Annotated in this window: 12 protein-coding genes and 1 pseudogene; 8 read left to right on the plus strand and 5 right to left on the minus strand. The window is 55.6% G+C overall.

What is annotated here, in order from left to right:
• The first annotated feature begins 51 nt into the window (after nt 1-51).
• Nucleotides 52-924: a bifunctional methylenetetrahydrofolate dehydrogenase/methenyltetrahydrofolate cyclohydrolase FolD gene (gene folD / locus DRW39_RS03210; RefSeq protein ID WP_116105526.1), complete on the plus strand. Its 873-nt coding sequence runs from the start codon at nt 52-54 to the stop codon at nt 922-924.
• Here the strand turns inward: folD and trxB are convergent.
• The gene (gene trxB, locus DRW39_RS03215) at nt 917-1,855 is read right to left on the minus strand and encodes a thioredoxin-disulfide reductase (protein ID WP_116105527.1); all 939 of its coding nucleotides are present in this window, start codon (nt 1,853-1,855) and stop codon (nt 917-919) included. The two genes, folD and trxB, sit on opposite strands and share 8 nt — an antisense overlap.
• A gap of 96 nt (nt 1,856-1,951) precedes the next feature.
• Entirely contained in the window at nt 1,952-2,620 is a 669-nt protein-coding gene (locus tag DRW39_RS03220; RefSeq protein ID WP_116105528.1) for a pseudouridine synthase, read from the minus strand.
• A 96-nt stretch (nt 2,621-2,716) separates the two neighbouring features.
• Between DRW39_RS03220 and DRW39_RS03225 the strand changes: the two genes are divergently transcribed.
• From DRW39_RS03225 to DRW39_RS22855, 4 genes are all read left to right on the plus strand, one after another.
• The gene (locus DRW39_RS03225) at nt 2,717-3,202 is read left to right on the plus strand and encodes a hypothetical protein (RefSeq protein ID WP_116105529.1); all 486 of its coding nucleotides are present in this window, start codon (nt 2,717-2,719) and stop codon (nt 3,200-3,202) included.
• Nucleotides 3,203-3,295: 93 nt separating this feature from the next.
• Nucleotides 3,296-5,776 (plus strand): DUF5686 and carboxypeptidase regulatory-like domain-containing protein, encoded by a 2,481-nt coding sequence (locus DRW39_RS03230; protein ID WP_116105530.1) that lies wholly within the window; start codon nt 3,296-3,298, stop codon nt 5,774-5,776.
• A gap of 115 nt (nt 5,777-5,891) precedes the next feature.
• Nucleotides 5,892-6,272: a single-stranded DNA-binding protein gene (locus DRW39_RS03235; RefSeq protein ID WP_157975903.1), complete on the plus strand. Its 381-nt coding sequence runs from the start codon at nt 5,892-5,894 to the stop codon at nt 6,270-6,272.
• Nucleotides 6,265-6,600, plus strand: a complete 336-nt coding sequence (locus tag DRW39_RS22855; RefSeq protein ID WP_116105532.1) for a single-stranded DNA-binding protein — start codon at nt 6,265-6,267, stop codon at nt 6,598-6,600. The genes DRW39_RS03235 and DRW39_RS22855 overlap by 8 nt, the downstream gene beginning before the upstream one ends.
• Here DRW39_RS22855 and ccsA read toward each other — a convergent pair.
• The gene (gene ccsA, locus DRW39_RS03245) at nt 6,560-9,424 is read right to left on the minus strand and encodes a cytochrome c biogenesis protein CcsA (protein ID WP_116105533.1); all 2,865 of its coding nucleotides are present in this window, start codon (nt 9,422-9,424) and stop codon (nt 6,560-6,562) included. The genes DRW39_RS22855 and ccsA overlap by 41 nt on opposite strands.
• Nucleotides 9,425-9,430: 6 nt before the next feature.
• Nucleotides 9,431-9,829, minus strand: coding sequence for a cytochrome c maturation protein CcmE (locus DRW39_RS03250; protein WP_116105534.1), 399 nt, complete (start codon nt 9,827-9,829; stop codon nt 9,431-9,433).
• 224 nt (nt 9,830-10,053) lie between these two features.
• Between DRW39_RS03250 and DRW39_RS03255 the strand changes: the two genes are divergently transcribed.
• The 3 genes and pseudogenes from DRW39_RS03255 (at nt 10,054) to DRW39_RS03275 (ending at nt 14,489) form a co-directional block, all read left to right on the plus strand.
• The gene (locus tag DRW39_RS03255; RefSeq protein WP_116105535.1) at nt 10,054-10,749 is read left to right on the plus strand and encodes an L-type lectin-domain containing protein; all 696 of its coding nucleotides are present in this window, start codon (nt 10,054-10,056) and stop codon (nt 10,747-10,749) included.
• 978 nt (nt 10,750-11,727) lie between these two features.
• Nucleotides 11,728-12,774 carry a helix-turn-helix domain-containing protein gene (locus DRW39_RS03265; protein WP_157975905.1) on the plus strand — a complete coding sequence of 349 codons (1,047 nt, stop codon included), beginning with the start codon at nt 11,728-11,730 and terminating at the stop codon, nt 12,772-12,774.
• A gap of 56 nt (nt 12,775-12,830) precedes the next feature.
• A pseudogene (locus tag DRW39_RS03275) lies at nt 12,831-14,489 on the plus strand (serine hydrolase domain-containing protein).
• Between the two features lie 6 nt (nt 14,490-14,495).
• On the opposite strand, the gene DRW39_RS03280 reads toward DRW39_RS03275, so the two are convergent.
• Nucleotides 14,496-16,073 carry a carboxylesterase/lipase family protein gene (locus DRW39_RS03280; protein WP_116105540.1) on the minus strand — a complete coding sequence of 526 codons (1,578 nt, stop codon included), beginning with the start codon at nt 16,071-16,073 and terminating at the stop codon, nt 14,496-14,498.
• Nucleotides 16,074-16,143 lie beyond the last annotated feature (70 nt).

The raw sequence follows: 16,143 nt of genomic DNA on the forward strand, positions 1-16,143 counted from the left end.
CTAAGGGAGTGCGGGATTAGGCAGCTATCTTTGGCGCAAACGAAAATCACGATGAAAGTATTGGACGGGAAGGCACTCGCCGCAACCATTAAGGACGAATTAAAGGCCGACGTGGATGCCATCCGACAGGCAGGAGGGAAGATACCACATCTGGCAGCAGTGCTCGTCGGGGAAGATCCGGCGAGTCAGGTGTATGTCCGCAATAAAGTTCGGTCCTGCGAGGAGGTAGGCTTCCGCAGCACCCTGGTACGTCGCCCCGCTACCATCACCCAGGAAGAGTTGCTTAAGGTCGTCCACGAACTCAATGACGATCCGGATATCGATGGTTTTATCGTCCAATTGCCCCTCCCCGGGCATCTCGACGAAGAGGCCGTCAATCTGGCCATTCACCCGCATAAGGACGTCGATGGCTTTACGCCCGTCAACGTGGGTAAGATGACCCTCGGACTGGATTGTTATCTACCTGCAACCCCCAATGGTATAATGGTTATGCTCGAGCGCTACGGCATCGAAACCAGCGGTAAAGAGGTGGTCGTTCTGGGACGTTCCAATATCGTCGGTACACCCATGACCATCCTGCTTAGCCGCAAGTCGGATCCCGGTAACGCAACGGTCACCATCTGTCATAGTCGCACCAAAAACCTCGCCGATCACTGCAGGCGGGCGGACATCCTGGTCGCGGCCATCGGTATACCCGAAATGGTAACCGCCGATATGGTCAAGGAAGGGGCCGTAATCATCGACGTTGGTATCAACCGCGTCGATGACAGCAGCAAGTCCAGAGGGTACCGGTTGGCCGGCGACGTGGACTACGATGCCGTCAGCGAGAAGGTCAGTGCCATCACCCCCGTTCCCGGAGGCGTCGGCCCCATGACCATTGTCAGCCTGATGATGAATACCCTGAAGGCCAGTAAGACTAAATGATTCCCTTCTCGCCGAGGTAACGCTCGGCGTCCAGTGCAGCCATACATCCGGTACCGGCCGCCGTTATCGCCTGGCGGTATACATGATCCGCGGCATCTCCACTTACGAATACGCCCTCCAGGTTGGTATGGGTGGAGTTCGGGTGGTGAATCAGGTAGCCGCTTTCTTCCATGTCGAGCTGCCCCTTGAATATCTTGGTATTCGGGATATGGCCGATGGCCACGAAGAAGCCGGCTACGGCGATCTCGGATACGGTGTCGGTTTCGTTATTCCGAATACGAACGCCAGTCACCTCACTTTCACCAAGAATCTCTTCGGTTTCCGTATTCCAGTGAATCTGGATGTTTTCCTGTTTTTTGACCCGCTCCTGCATGATGCTCGAGGCACGTAGCTCGTCGCGACGCACCAGCATGTGCACCTTCGGACAGAGGTTGCTAAGGTACAGGGCTTCCTCACAGGCAGAGTCCCCGCCACCGACGATGGCGACTTCCTTACCCCGGTAGAAGAAACCGTCGCAAACCGCGCAGGCACTTACACCATTGTTGGCCAGGCGTTGCTCACTCTCGAGTCCGAGCCAGCGGGCACTGGCACCGGTGGAAATAATGACCGAGTGGGCCGCTACCTCCTCGCCGCTTTCCGTGTAGATTTTTTTGACGTCGCCGTCCAGTTCGACCCGGTCGACCAGCTCGTACTTGATTTCCGTTCCGAAGCGCTCGGCCTGCTTTTTCAGGTCCTCCATCATTTGAGGGCCCATCACGCCGTCGGGGTAACCGGGGAAATTTTCTACATCCGTGGTGATCATCAGCTGCCCGCCGGGCTCTTTGCCGGTATACATTACCGGATTAAGATTGGCTCGTGCTGCATAAATAGCGGCGGTATATCCGGCCGGTCCGGAACCAATGATGACGGTTTTCAGGGGGTCTTGACCCATGGTAAAATTTGATTTTGGGGCGGCAAAAATAAGCTAATATGTTAACAAGCCGTTGGCGGTAGGGTTGTCCGGAAGCTTGGGCGGCGGAGCGCAGGTTCAGAAGAACCCATCGAGCGGACGGTAATCACCAACTCCCAGCTCTCCCAGGGTGATATCCATGATGCGGATGCGCTTCAGGGTGTGGACCCGGTAACCCAGGTGCTCGCACATGCGGCGAATCTGTCGATTCAGTCCCTGCGTCAGTACGATTCGGAAACGACGTTTACCCAGCCGCTGTACCTCACAGGGGTTAGTACGCGTTCCCAGGATTGGAACCCCCGCTGACATACGTTGAACGAAGCGATCGTCGAAGGGCCGGTCGACGGTCACGATGTATTCTTTTTCGTGTTCGTTCTCCGCTCGCAGTACTTCATTCACGACATCACCGTCGTTGGTCAATAGGATCAAACCGGTGGAAGCTTTGTCGAGGCGACCCACCGGAAAAATGCGCTCCGGATAGTTGAGGAAGTCGATAATGTTATCGGGGTCGCGGGGGTCCGTAGTACAGGTTACCCCGGCGGGCTTATGGAAGGCCAAGTAGACTTTTTCGGGCTTTTCGCCAATCGGTCGACCGTCGAGTTCGACCCGCTCCCCCTCCTCGACGCGGTTCCCCTTTACGGCTACGTTCCCGTTGATGGTCAGCCTGCCGGCTTCGATCCAACGATCGGCTTCCCGCCGCGAACAGATGCCGGTAGCGGCTACGAATTTATTCAAGGATACGGACACATTTGCAAAGGTAAACGTGCGCGGACAATCATTCTGCCGATGAAGGCGCGTGGGTTGTCCGCCGGTATTATCTTTGTGCGCTGAAACCACGATAATATGCCAAAGTCGCTTACTTCCTTAGCCAACGAAAGCCGTGTCTGGATCTACGGCGCCGAGCGTGCCCTGACCAAGGATGAAACCAAACTGGTGCGCGAACGGGCTCAGGAGTTCGTCTCCCAGTGGGTAAGCCATAGTAAAGACCTGGCGGCCGGAGCCGATGTGCTGCATAATCGCTTTCTGGTATTGGCCGTAGACGAAACCCAGGCGGAGGCCAGCGGCTGCTCCATCGACGGAAGCGTCAACTTCGTCAAATCGCTGGGTGCCGAGATCGGGGTGGATTTCTTCAATCGCATGCGCTTCAGCTACCGCGATGAGAACGGCAAGATCCATACCGTCGGCCGCGAGGAGTTCAAGCTGCTTTATTCCCAGGGCCAGCTGAAAAACGACAGCATCGTTTTTGATCCCCTGGTGAAGGAACTGGGTGAACTGCGCCAGATCTTCGAACGGCCGCTAGAAGACAGCTGGCACAGCCGGATGGTATAATTTCCTCCTAAAGTATCCTTAATTCACGGCGCGCCGTACAACGAAACGCCGCCTTCATTCGCTCATACAGGTACCTAAACGCCTGTAAGGGGAATGACCGCGCTTCGACTTCTACTGTTTTGCCTCCTGGCCACGCTCGCCTCCGTCGTGGCTGCCCAGTCGGTGCAGGGCGTGGTGCGCAATGAGTACGACGAGCCCGTACCGTTTGCCAACGTGTATGTCCGCCAAACGAATAGCGGAACCGTCACGGACGACGCGGGACGGTACACCCTTAACTTTCGGGTGGATGGCGAATACGAAATCACCTTTTCCAGCCTGGGCTACGAAACCCGCAGCGTGCAGCTGGTGGTAGGCATGGAGGACCAGACCTACGATCTGCGACTCCAGACTTCCGGCGTTGAACTCGATGAGATTACGGTATCGGCATCCGGCAGGGATCCCGCATACGCGATTATTAAGGAGATGATTGCCCGCAAGGAGGCGCATCAGCGAGCGATCAGCCGGTACCGTACCGATGTATACGTGAAGGCCGTAGAAGAGGTGGAGGATCATTACGCACCGAAGGACCTTCCCGTTGAATCGGATCCATCCTCCACTCCTCCATTTATTTCGGAGGAAAAGTCCAGTCAGCAATTGCTCTCCCGCCTGAATATGGTAGAGATGCGCCTGGAACTCAGTTATGCCTTCCCGCGCAGTTACCGTGAAACAAGGCTGGGCTACGAACGATACGGGGATACACGCGGACTCTTTCTACCGGTTTTCGCTGAAACGGACTTCAATTTTTACCGTAATCTCGTAGCGCTGCCCGGTGTATCGCTAACCCCCGTTATCAGTCCGCTTTCCCAGACCTCCGTACTGACCTACGCTTTTGAGTTGCTGGACAGCGACGTCAATGGCGACCAGGTCGTCTATCGGATAAAGGTCACCCCACGGAAGGTCGGCAATAGCACGGTCAGTGGCACGCTCTACGTCAATGCCGAGGACTACACCATTAATCGACTGGAATTTGACCTGCCGGCCGGCGCGTTACTAGTTGCTGATGAATTCAACATTAGGCAACGCTACGACAGGACGGATGACGGACGCTGGTATATCGGCGAACAGGTTTTCAACTACCATACCCGACAGGGAAAGAAGAAAGACCTGCGGGGGTCGACCACGCTGAGCTACACGAACTTCCAACCCGACGTCGACTTCCCCGACGATTTCTTTGGCAACGAGGTAGCCTCGATTACCGCCGAAGCCTATGAGCGGGACAGCAGTTATTGGCAATCCGGCCGAACCGTGGCGCTGACGGAAGATGAAAGGCAGATGGTGCACCTGCGCGACAGCGTGAAGGCAGTAGTGACTTCGCCAGCCTACCGTGACAGCATGGAACGCCTGTATAATCGAATCACCCTACTTGAGCTGGCGTTGGATGGGATCGGATTTCAAAATTACCGCAAGGAACGACAGTGGTACGTCGCACCGGTGACGAGTCTCGTCGATCTCTCGCCGGTTGTCGGATGGCGCGTTGGCCCTTATGTTTCTACGTTCAAGCGTTTCCCGAGCGGGAAGGAACTTAGTCTATCGGGAAGCCTCAACCTCGGGCTTCGCAATATGGATATTCAGGGTAAAGTTTTTGCCTGGCACCGCTACGATCCATTCGAGTTAGGTGACATCTCGCTTTGGTTAGGCCGCGAGTTTGAGGCTTTTTACCCAAATGACGCATTTCTCAATCAGTTAAAGGCATCCAACTACTACCTAAAGGATAAGATTGATTTTGGGACACACCGCGAATTGGCAAACGGCCTGTATTTAAATGTCCATGCCTCCCTGGCGGATCGCCGCCCTATTACAGCTTATGAAACCGGCTCCATACTCGATGAGGTGATAACGGACGAAGACACGCCGGTAGATTTCGAGCGGTACCAGGCTTTCGTCACCGACATCAGCCTCCGCTACACCCCCTCCCAACGCTACATGCGGGAGCCCCGCCGTAAAGTCGTGCTGGGAAGTGATTGGCCCACTTTCGGATTGCTGTACCGACGCGGATGGGCGGATGCATTGTCCAGCGATATCCGATTCGATTACCTGCAATTATCCGTCGACCAGCAATTCGGTGTCGGCGCCCTCGGGCAGTCCAGCTACCGGATTGTTGCCGGAGGATTCACGAACACGGAAGATCTGCGTTTCGTGGATATCCGTCGTTTCCGGCAATCCGATCCTTTACTCTTATCGGACCCCCTGAGCACCTTCCAGGCGCTGAATACCAGTCTGGCAACCAGCGGACCCCATCTGGAATTTCACTACCTGCACCATTTCAGCGGAGCGCTCATCAATAACGTTCCCCTGCTCAAAAAGACCCGGATTCAGGCCGTAGCAGGTGCGGGCGCACTTTTCCTTAAAGACGATAGCTACCGATACCAGGAATTGCTTGCCGGTATGGAGCGAGTTTTCAAGGTAGGCGCACGCCGACGTCTGCGAGTCGGACTGTATGGCATCGCGGCCGACGACAACCAGTCGGGACAGGAAGTGACCTACAAGGTCAGCTTTGACCTCATCGATATCTGGCGCAAGGATTTTCGGTTCTAGGACCTAGCAAGCGTGTGTAAGCGTTTTTAAACGTCTTTATTCGACTATATACGTTTAGTTGACGATTAGCCATTAGTTACCGGTGCAAATTTGGTGGCTCACCAATACGCCAACCGTGCATTCATTCGCTAATCAAACGCAACTCATCGGCCGGGCCGGTCATGATCCGGAACTACTCACGCTCACGGACGGAACAGCTCGTAGCCTATTACGACTCTACCAGAATGGTCGCTCCATCGGGGGGAACGACCATCCACAGGTACATCATTTGGTTGCCTGGTCCGCCGTAGCCCGGCAATTGCACGCCCGGGTAAGGCGGGGCGATAGACTCCTCGTGCAGGGTAAGCTGCTTTACCGTCGGTTTGAGTGTAAAGGACTGACGCAGGTCCGTGCGGAGATCCACGTTGAAAGTTTTGCCGTGCTGGATCAACGCCGACAGCAAGATCTGAGCGCCGTCGCCGAAGGGTTGCCATCAACTTACGGCCGTGATGAATAATGTCCGTTTGATTGGCCGGGTAGTATACGCTCCACGGTACTACTGCACGGCAGACGCCCGGGACCTTGTCCGTTTCGATGTGGCCAGTACCGACCGTGCCGGCCGAACCACGCAGCATCGCTGTGTAGCTTGGGGTAATCTGGGATTACAACTGTACGACCGGATCCGAAAGGAACAACTGTTGATGGTTACCGGTACCCTGCGCTACCGGTCCGGTAAGCCGGGAAAATCCAGTTACGTCGAATTAAATCGTTTCCTATTGCTCAATGACGGATATAGGGAAGCTGCTACCGGGCTGCCAAAAGACGTTTGTCACGCAAGCGGATGACCATGCTGATCAAAAGGCCAATCATCATACTCAGCGATCCGAACCAGAAAAGGTTGATCCCGGGAAATTCGATGGCCTGGATGGTAATGTAGTCCGTGCGATAGCTGCGGGGAGCGACGGCCAACGGTATGGCGAGCGGTTCCTGTGGTTGAACTTTGGCGACCCGCAAAGTAGCTTCGTTCGTCTCCGGATTAAGGCTCGAGAGATGGGCGTACAAACCGAGGCTTCGGATCTCATCGCGCACGCCGCTGGGCTGATTTCCCCGGATCAGGAACACGGGTTGCATCGTTTCACCATCGGCTTCGAGTAAAGCACTGACCCATATGTCGCCATCCTGGGCACGGAAGTGATCAATCTTCGGTTGGGATATGAATTGTTGGAAGGTGATGCGCTGTCCGTCGACGGTGAAGCTGCTGCCCGGCTCGAGCACAAATTCGTCATAGTCCAGATCGGCGTCCTTGACCAGCAGCCGTTCGAAAACACGTTCGTCGATCTTTACCCGGAAATTTATATCGTTTATCTGCGCGGGGTAGTGGTACAGTAATCCTTCCCTCAACACGATGGCAACGGACGCCGTACTGTCGTAATTCGCTATACCGCCACTACGACTCACCCTGACTTCGGCTCCTAGTCCGATATCTCCGGGTTCGAAGGTGTATTCCGGATGATTTATCTGCCGGCGAAAATCCGTTAGCTCGACCGAATAGGTGTAGATGATGGAACTGTTGCGCTGGGGGATGGCTACCGTATCCCGAAAGGATTCCCGCTGTCCAACAACGAGCGGCATTATCCGGTACTGCAGGCTGTCTTCCGTTTCCTGGCGAACTTTAACGCTCTGCTCTTCCGGGGGTAATCCCATGATCACGGTAAATATGTCCCGGTCCCAATAGTGCTTCGTGCTGGGATTGGTGATGGCGACGTTCTCGAATCCCTTGTCGTAGAGCACGTTGGGTTCTAGTTGGAAGGTTTCTACGATCTTCCCCTCCTCGTCCATTCGCTGGTAGTCAACGAAGTAAGTTCGATTAAGGCCGTCGATGGTATCGCCTCGGAAGGTGATCAGGTAGTCCTCCATGCTCAGAGGACCGTTTTCGTAGAGACGCAGCGTCGTACGGGCCATTTCCTCATCCTCCGTCAGCCCTTCCATCAGAAACTGGTTTTTCGAGATAATCCGCTTGTTGCCCGAGCTGGCCATTATCCCGATCAGCATGATGCCGAAGCCGATGTGGCTCACCACGCTGCCGGCAACCTTCGGATCTTTTCGGATGAAGAATAGCACGTAATCCAGATTGGACCAGACCGCGAACCAGCCGGCGAAGATCATCGCTTTGTACACGAAGTTGGGTGCCTGAATCCAGAGGAGTGTCAGGAAAGTCAGCACGGCGGAGGCCAGTATGGCAATACCGGCGTGAATAGCGAAATACCGGAAGTGCTGACTGAAGTTGCGCTCCCGCCAACGCAGGAATTGGGCCACACCGCTCATTAGTCCGATAAAGATGCCGATCCAGATCTGGAAGCGGTTGTGGTGGGCTTCCGGATCGGTCAGGGTCAGGCCTTCGTATACGGGGTCTATCCAGGCCCGGATCTCGTTGTACACGGGTAAACTGGTCGAGCCCGTGATCAGGATGGCGGACATGAACAGGGTCAGACTTCCGATGAACATCCAGAACTCGCGGCTGCTCGTTGCTTCCTCCTTCTCGGGGACGGGTATGTGCGACCATCGCCAGATCATCAGTCCGATGCTGAGCACTACGTAGAAGACCAGGAAGAATAGCAGTTGAGTTTCCAGCCCCATCTCCGTAAACGCGTGTACGCTGGTGTCACCCAGGACACCGGAGCGGGTCAGGAACGTGCTGTAAACGATGAGCACGAAAGTGCCGAGATAAAACATGTAGGTAGCGCGGATGCCCTGCCCGGTAGCGCGACTGATCAGGTTGGTATGGATGCCGGCCACCAGCATCAGCCAGGGAACGAGGCTGGTGTTTTCGACCGGGTCCCAGGCCCAGTAGCCCCCGAAGTTAAGCGCTTCGTAGGCCCAGGCGGCGCCCATGAGAATTCCGATGCCGAGAATACCCGCGCTAAACAAACTCCACTGCAGGCCCGGGCGCAACCACTCGCGGTGGCGACCCGTCCACAGTCCCGCTACGGCGTACGCGAAGGGAACGACCGTGCTGGCAAAACCGAGGAAGAGGGTAGGGGGGTGAATCGTCATCCAGTAGTTCTGCAAACTCGGATTCAGCCCGTTACCGCGTAGCAGGGAAACATAATCGGCCTGCTGAAAGATGGGCGCATTGACCGTTTCCCGTAGTAACAACATCGGGTTGGAGCCAAACTTGAGTATAAAGTCCCCGAAACCGAAGTGGACACCCAACAGCATGGAGACGATCACGACCTGCACGGAGCAGATGACCGCCATAACCGGTTTCTCCCAGCTGCGTGCCGTCACCATCAGAACGTAGCCAAGGATAACGTGCCAGAAAGTCCAAAGTAAAAAGCTTCCTTCCTGCCCCTCCCAGAAGGCGGAGAAGATGTATCGCTGTTGCAGCTGACCGTCGACGTGCGCCGTTACGTACTGGTACTCGTAGTACTGATTCAGCATCGCAAAGAAGATGCAGCCGATCACGGTAAACACCGCCGCGCCGTGCGCTAAAAAGGACAGCTGACCAAGGCGCTGCCACGATCGGCTACGCAAGACTTCCTCCCGATACTGGGTAGCCAGGAAATAGCTGACCATACTCAGGATGCCCGCGAAAAAGGCGAGCAAAATGGCGAAGTGACCGATGTACCGCGGACCGAGGTGCTCGTTGATGTACTGAATTTCCTCCATGTAGGCTTAGCTCTCGGTGAGGCTGTTGATCATTTCCTCCTGGTCCTTGTACTTGCTCGGACACTTCATCTGAATATCACTGGCGATGAATTTGTCGTCTTTCATCCGGCCGGTAAGTACGATGCTCTCACTCATTTCGAAGTCCTGGGGCTTACCCATGAGAAGGATTACCTCCCGTTCGGTACCTGCCAGGTCTTCCAGGAAAAAGCTGAAGTAATTCGGATCCGTTAGCGGGTCGTAGATCGTCGGCTTATCCTTCACGTAGGTGCCTACGAGTTGCACCTTGCTGCCACTCTCCGCCGCTTTGGCGAAGTTGGCATATTCGCTGGTCGCATTGCCGGTCTGGAACAGCAGCACGACGGCGACAACGACCAACAGGATAGCAAGTAGATACGATTTCTTCATGGGGCCCGAAGCTTAGAGGAGGTGTCCTAAAGAAACGCTAAGGTAGGTGGACCGTTGCGCGGTCAGGTCAATGTTCGGTCATATGCGTAGCGTCCCGCTGCGAATAGCTTTTCGACGACCAATTGTCAGAACCGCCCGCTGAATAACGGGGACCAACGGACCGGACGGCGCAACAAATGCGGCGAATGCGTATTTTGCTACAAGCCATTGTAAACTAAGAAGGTATGTCTTTCCGCCACCAACCCATTATTGCGCTGATCGTCGCTTTATCGGTCTCCCAACTCACGAGCGCCCAGAGCAGCGTCAAAGAATTTCGGCTGGGGGGCAGTGCCCAGATTTTGAACGAGGAATGTATACGCCTGACGCCGGAAACGCCCTACGTCAGCGGTTCGGCCTGGTTCCAGAACCCGATGGACCTGGAATATCCCTTTGAACTGACCGTGGACCTGGTGCTCGGCGAGAACGACGAGCTGGGAGCTGACGGTATCGTCTTCGTCTTCCATCCATCGATGCAAACGGGCTACCGGGGAGAGGGGATGGGGTTCGCCGGCCTGTATCCGTCCCTCGGCATTGAATTTGACACCTACCAGAATTACCATCTGGGCGATCCCGCCGCCGACCATGTAGCCATCATGCCCCACGGCCAGGCCCACCACGCGCGAAGCATGGTAGGCCCGATCGAGCTGCCCAACCTGGAGAACGGAGCCAAGCGACCGCTGACGATTGCCTGGAACCCCGGTACCCAGACCCTGCAGGTTTCATTAGATGGAAATACGGTAGCCACCTACCAGGGCGACATCATCAACGACATCTTCGGGGGAAACTCAAAAGTCTACTGGGGAGCAACCGCGGCCACCGGCCGGAAGATCAACTACCAGGACGTCTGCATTCGGAAGCTGGTATACGCGATGGTGGACTAAGCTATTGACGCTCGGCCAGACCGTCGCCGTCCGTATATCTGCGACCTGACCAACTTGCCAGTACGTGCCGTGAGGGTTGCCGTTGTCGTCTAACATGACGTAGGAGAAAGATAGGTCCTCTATACCGCTGTCTTCGACGCACCCTGAAATGACGCCTAAAATAGTCCAGTAGCCACCCCTGGCATCTTCGTTTACCTTTTCGGTGAATACCGTAAATCTGCATCCTTTACCCACCAGGAAACTACCCTTATTTTCGATGTAACCTCCATCGCCGAATTCGGTTAACAGGTCTACTTGAAAGTTTTGGCTTTGATTAGAGAAAGTAAATTGCTGGGTACGAATGGTGTCACCGATAATGAACGGGTCGTCATCGAGAGAGGAGGCAGTGACGGTAACCGGACTGGAGAAAAATACACCTGTAATATCTGGAGGATTGTTTCCGCCATTAATGGGTTGCCCGAGATCCTCAACCGCCTGCAGCACCTGTTCCGGTACAAGGTCACGTATTTCGCTGGTAAGACCCCTTTCATCCGTTTGGGGACCTTCCGAATCCTTCGTACACGAAAAGGTCACAAGTAAGGTAGCCAAGATCGCTACGCGATAAATTAAATGACACATAAGATGAGAATTAAATGGTTTGTACCTCCGCAATAGCGCGGTGTTTGAAATCGATAATTCCACCAAAGCCTATTCGTAACCTGTCTACGTCGGATATAATTTCTGCACTCCGTATCACCGTCGAATTACATCTTCCATCAGGGTGTCTCGTCCTTATATTCACTAGCTTTCCCTAGCGAAAGCTGGAGTTGTTCGCGTCCATCTTTTACTTAAGTCGAAACCCCGGTGAACCTGGCTGAACTATCCGTAAGTCTACAATCCGCGCTACTACTGGCCGAAATATGCTTTTGCGGATTATTCGGGCTGTTACTACTTCGACGTTCACTGCTTACTCCTCGCTGTGCGCCCCGGTGGTTAGCTGTGACCCTCTTTTTATCCGCCCTCTACCTGGTGCCCTGGGCCGCCGGTCATTTGGGATGGTACGCCCGCGACGGGTACCGTGAATTTCTCTTTTACGCACCCTTTCACCAATTGCTACTGATCGGACCATGCATTTATCTATATGTCAGTACGTTATTAAACTCAAGACAGGGTGTTCCGCGCCGGCGGTGGTGGCATTTCTTGCCCGCTGCCCTCTACCTGGCCTATAGCCTGCTTATGTGTATCGCTGACCTCCTCGTACTAGACACCCCGTACTTTTACGCGGACGGCCGGGATCGCGATCTGGACTCGTGGTACCAGATCGTCGGTTTGCTGAGTTTGATTGTTTACACTGGTTTATCCATTTCCCGTTATCGGCTATACCGGCGCGACATTGTTCTGGAAGTCAGCTATGCCGATGCCGTTACCTACAGGTGGGTCCGCCAGTATTTAGTTATTCTGTTGTTCTTGGTTGGCTTGCGACTGGTTTTCCTGGTCGCCTATCCCGAATTCGGTGCCTTCGGCCCCATGTTCTGGTATTACCTGATCTTCGGACTGGTCAGTAGCGCGGTCGGACTAGCCGGCTACACCGAGGCCGTCCGCCGGGAGGTATCGCGATCCCTGGCCGTCCCGATGATCGCGGACGACCTGGACGCCGATCCATCCTCTTCGGGCACTTACCCCGACATCGATGCGGTCGACCTGCAACGGTGGAAACCCGACCTGCTTGCCCTTATGGAGCGGGAACTGGCGTTTCGCGATCCTGGTCTCTCGTTATCCGACCTGGCGGGCAGAATGGATTTAAGCCGTCGACAAACCTCCGCCCTCATCAACCGGGAATTCGGGCAAAACTTTAACGACTTCGTCAATAGCTATCGCGTGCGAGCCGTCCGCCATTCGCTTGCCGCTGAAGAACACGTCGACCGCACGCTGCTGGGGGTGGCCCTGGACGCTGGCTTTAATTCTAAGACTACCTTCAACCGTGTCTTCAAGCGGGAAACGGGACAAACACCCCGACAATACGTGGCATCCTTGCCCAAAACATAGTGCCAAATCGTGCGACGGGGCGCAGGTATGAGCCTTATTCAGGTACTTGGTAGCTTATGAGAATTCGATCCTTGTTCCGATTCCTGTTGCTGTGCTTTCCCCTGACCCTCTTCGGTCAGGCCGATCCGTTTCCCCCCGCTTGGGCAGACTCGTTGCGTGTGTTGCTGCGGGCGGATGTTCCGGAAGGCGGACCGGGCGGAGCACTCGGTATCGTACACCGGGGCGAAGTCATCTTTGAAGATTATGCCGGACTGGCCGATCTGGAAGCGGAGGCACCCATTGGGCCGGCTACCCGTTTCAACATCGCCTCCAATGCCAAGCAATTTACCGCCCTGTGTGTGCTCCGCTTGGCCGAGGAAGGCAAACTGGATTTACAAGATGATATTCGGGATTATTTGCCAGAATTGCTGCCGAATATCGACACGGCGCTCCCTATAGAAAATCTATTAACGCACACCAGCGGCATTCGGGACGTATACAATCTCTAGTCCTTGCAGGGCATCACCTGGTGGCGTACTACGCTGTCGAACGATGATGCCTACCGACTACTTCTCCGGCAAACGGCGCTGAACTTCGAACCCGGACAGCAGTACCTCTACAGCAATTCTAATTACCTGTTACTTACCAAGCTGGTGGAGGTAATTACCGGTGCGCCGTTTGTTGACTACGCGGGTCGACTATTCGCCGATCTCGGCATGCACCAAACGGCCTTTCTCTCCGATCATCGGCTAGCCATATCCGAGCTGGCCCGACCGTATTTCAACTTCGATACCTGGCAAAGCTATGAGTGGCTCAGTGACCTCCACGGCGACGGGGCGCTCCTGACAACACTGCCAGATCAGCTTCGCTACGAGCAACTTCGCTCCAATCCCAATTTGCTTCGTGGTCCAATTGCCCGATCCGTCATTCGAAGTAAGGGCCTGCCCTGGCCGAATGCAGGGACGTATGGCTTCGGCACCGAGTTTGCCGACTACCGCGGACAACCGGTCAATTTCCATAACGGCAGCACGGGCGCGTGGAAGGCCACGGTCCTCCGCTTCCCGGACCTCGATCTGGCAATAGTAGTCATGAACAACAGCGGTAAATTCTTTACCTACGATCTTGCCCGCGACGTAGCCGATGTACTGCTGGCCCCCATCCTGAAGCGCAACCGCTACCAGACCGTTCCCGAGCCAAACTTCCAGCCGGTTGCTAACCTAAGCCCCGCGGGCGTATATGGTGCCACGGAGGGATATGCTATCCGGGTCGAAGCAGGTTCCGGCGACACGCTTATTCTGCACCGCTTCGGCCGGCCGGATATCCGCCTCGAACCCTTTGGTGAAGGGATTTATCGGCAGGTCACCGACTCCACCTTTTACCAGACGTTTGACGCTGATCCCAGCGGACGGAAACGAATAACGCTATACCATCATAGTCACGCGCCGTATTCCCTGTTGAAGACGGAAGTACCGGCGGGAAGAACTGGATGCATGGATTCATTACTCGGACAAACGTTCATGAGCTCGGAAACGGGGGTCGAACTCAATGTATCCACCGGTGGTGATGGCTTGATGCTCGTCCTGGCCAAGGACACCCTTACCGTCGACACTTTCACCGAGCGGATATGGGTCACCCAGCCATATACCATCCGGGTAGAGAGCGAACGGGATGAACCCATACTCTACCTGTTTGATGACCGGCTGCGGTGGATACGCTTCGATCGGGTAGAAGATTAAGGGCGTTTAACGCCCGGCGTCCTGGTACATTTCTCGCAGGTAGCGATAGCGAGGTTCCGCTTCGAAGGGTTTGGCCTCGCTGTCCTGATCGAGAATCATGACTTCGGGCGTCTTTCCCTCTGACAGGCGTGGCCATTCGGGAAGCTCCTGACCATTCGGGTCGCCGGTTTTGATGAAATTGGCGAGATAGGCCATCATCGTGGAAGCCGTTCTCCGGTCCGCTTCCTGCCAGTCATATCCGTCGGATACGTCCAGGCTATTCATGAAGTATTCAATGTCGGTGGCGTGCGCCGCACCGGGCATTTCCATTGGATTTTCCTGCCCCTTGAGCTGCGGCCGGATGCGGTCGAAGCGGTAGCGGTAAACCGGTTGATCGCTATTCTGGCGGTGCAAATCCGCCCAGTTCCAGGTGCCGAGAACGATCCAGGTATCCGACGCCAATTCGATGGCAGAGCGGGTGGGCTGGTCGGCAGCGTAGTACTGCATCAATTGGTCGGCGTTGTCTGGGAATTGCTCGCGAACCTGCTTGCGGAAAGCATCCGCGGTTTCGGGAAAGCGTCCCCAGGGGCGTTCCGTGCTCGTCCAGCCGGTCATCAGGGGGACCTGTGCCTGTTGACCCTCCTGAAAGGTGATTAAGGGCTCTTCTTGCAAAAACCGGCCGTCCACCACGACGGGTGGTCCGCCCATCTGGCTATCATTGAAGGCCTCGTAAATGTCACGGGTGGATGCCGCGCGTAGTTCGGCTATGGAGGCAATTCCAGCGGCTGCCAGCCATTTCTCGCCCCAGCTTTCTCCCACCTCCAGAGCGGCGGTCGGCCGTTCGGGATTCACTACGCTTCCACTTTGGCCGACTACCCCCGCCAGCAGGTCGCGCGCGAGGGGTGAAATCATCTGTGCGCTGACGGACATGGATCCGGCGCTTTCTCCGGCGATGGTGATGCGGTCCGGGTCACCACCGAAGGCTTCGATGTTATCGTGCACCCACTGGATGGCTGCAGCCTGGTCCATGAGTCCGTAATTGCCCGATCCACCGTAGTCCGATTCGGCCGAAAGCTCCGGGTGGGCCAGAAAGCCGAAGATGTTCAGGCGGTAATTCGGGGTCACGACGACGATGCCTTCCTCGGCTAGTTTTTCGCCGTCGTAGCGCCGCTCGTCGCCCGAACCGGCCTGGAATCCACCGCCGTAGAAGTACACGAGGACGGGAAGTCCTTTCTCCTCGCTTTTAGTTGGTGTCCACACGTTCAGATAGAGGCAGTCTTCGCTCACCGAAGGCGAACGGAACCGCATATCGGAGTAGACGTACCGTTGCACCGGCCGTGGACCGAATTCCTTAGCCATGCGGACACCGTCCCAGTCCGCTGCGGGCTGCGGTGGTTGCCAGCGCAGATCGGCTACCGGCGGGGCGGCAAAGGGAATGCCGAGGTAGGATTGGATGCCGGTGCGGGTACTGTAGCTGCCCTCGAGGGTGCCGCTCGCTACTTGTGTCTGCACCGGGAACCCAAAGGCTATTTTATCCTGCGCTCCGCCGCGAAAAGGAGCACATACGAGCAGGGCAAAAAGAAGGAGGGTATATATGTATTGCATAGGTTTGTCGACTTCGATGAAAGGTAACGAATACCTGCGATACCGGTAAGGAAGGTTACGTCACCGGCGA

The organism is Lewinella sp. IMCC34191 (assembly GCF_003390935.1).
In the GTDB taxonomy this organism is placed as follows: domain Bacteria; phylum Bacteroidota; class Bacteroidia; order Chitinophagales; family Saprospiraceae; genus Neolewinella.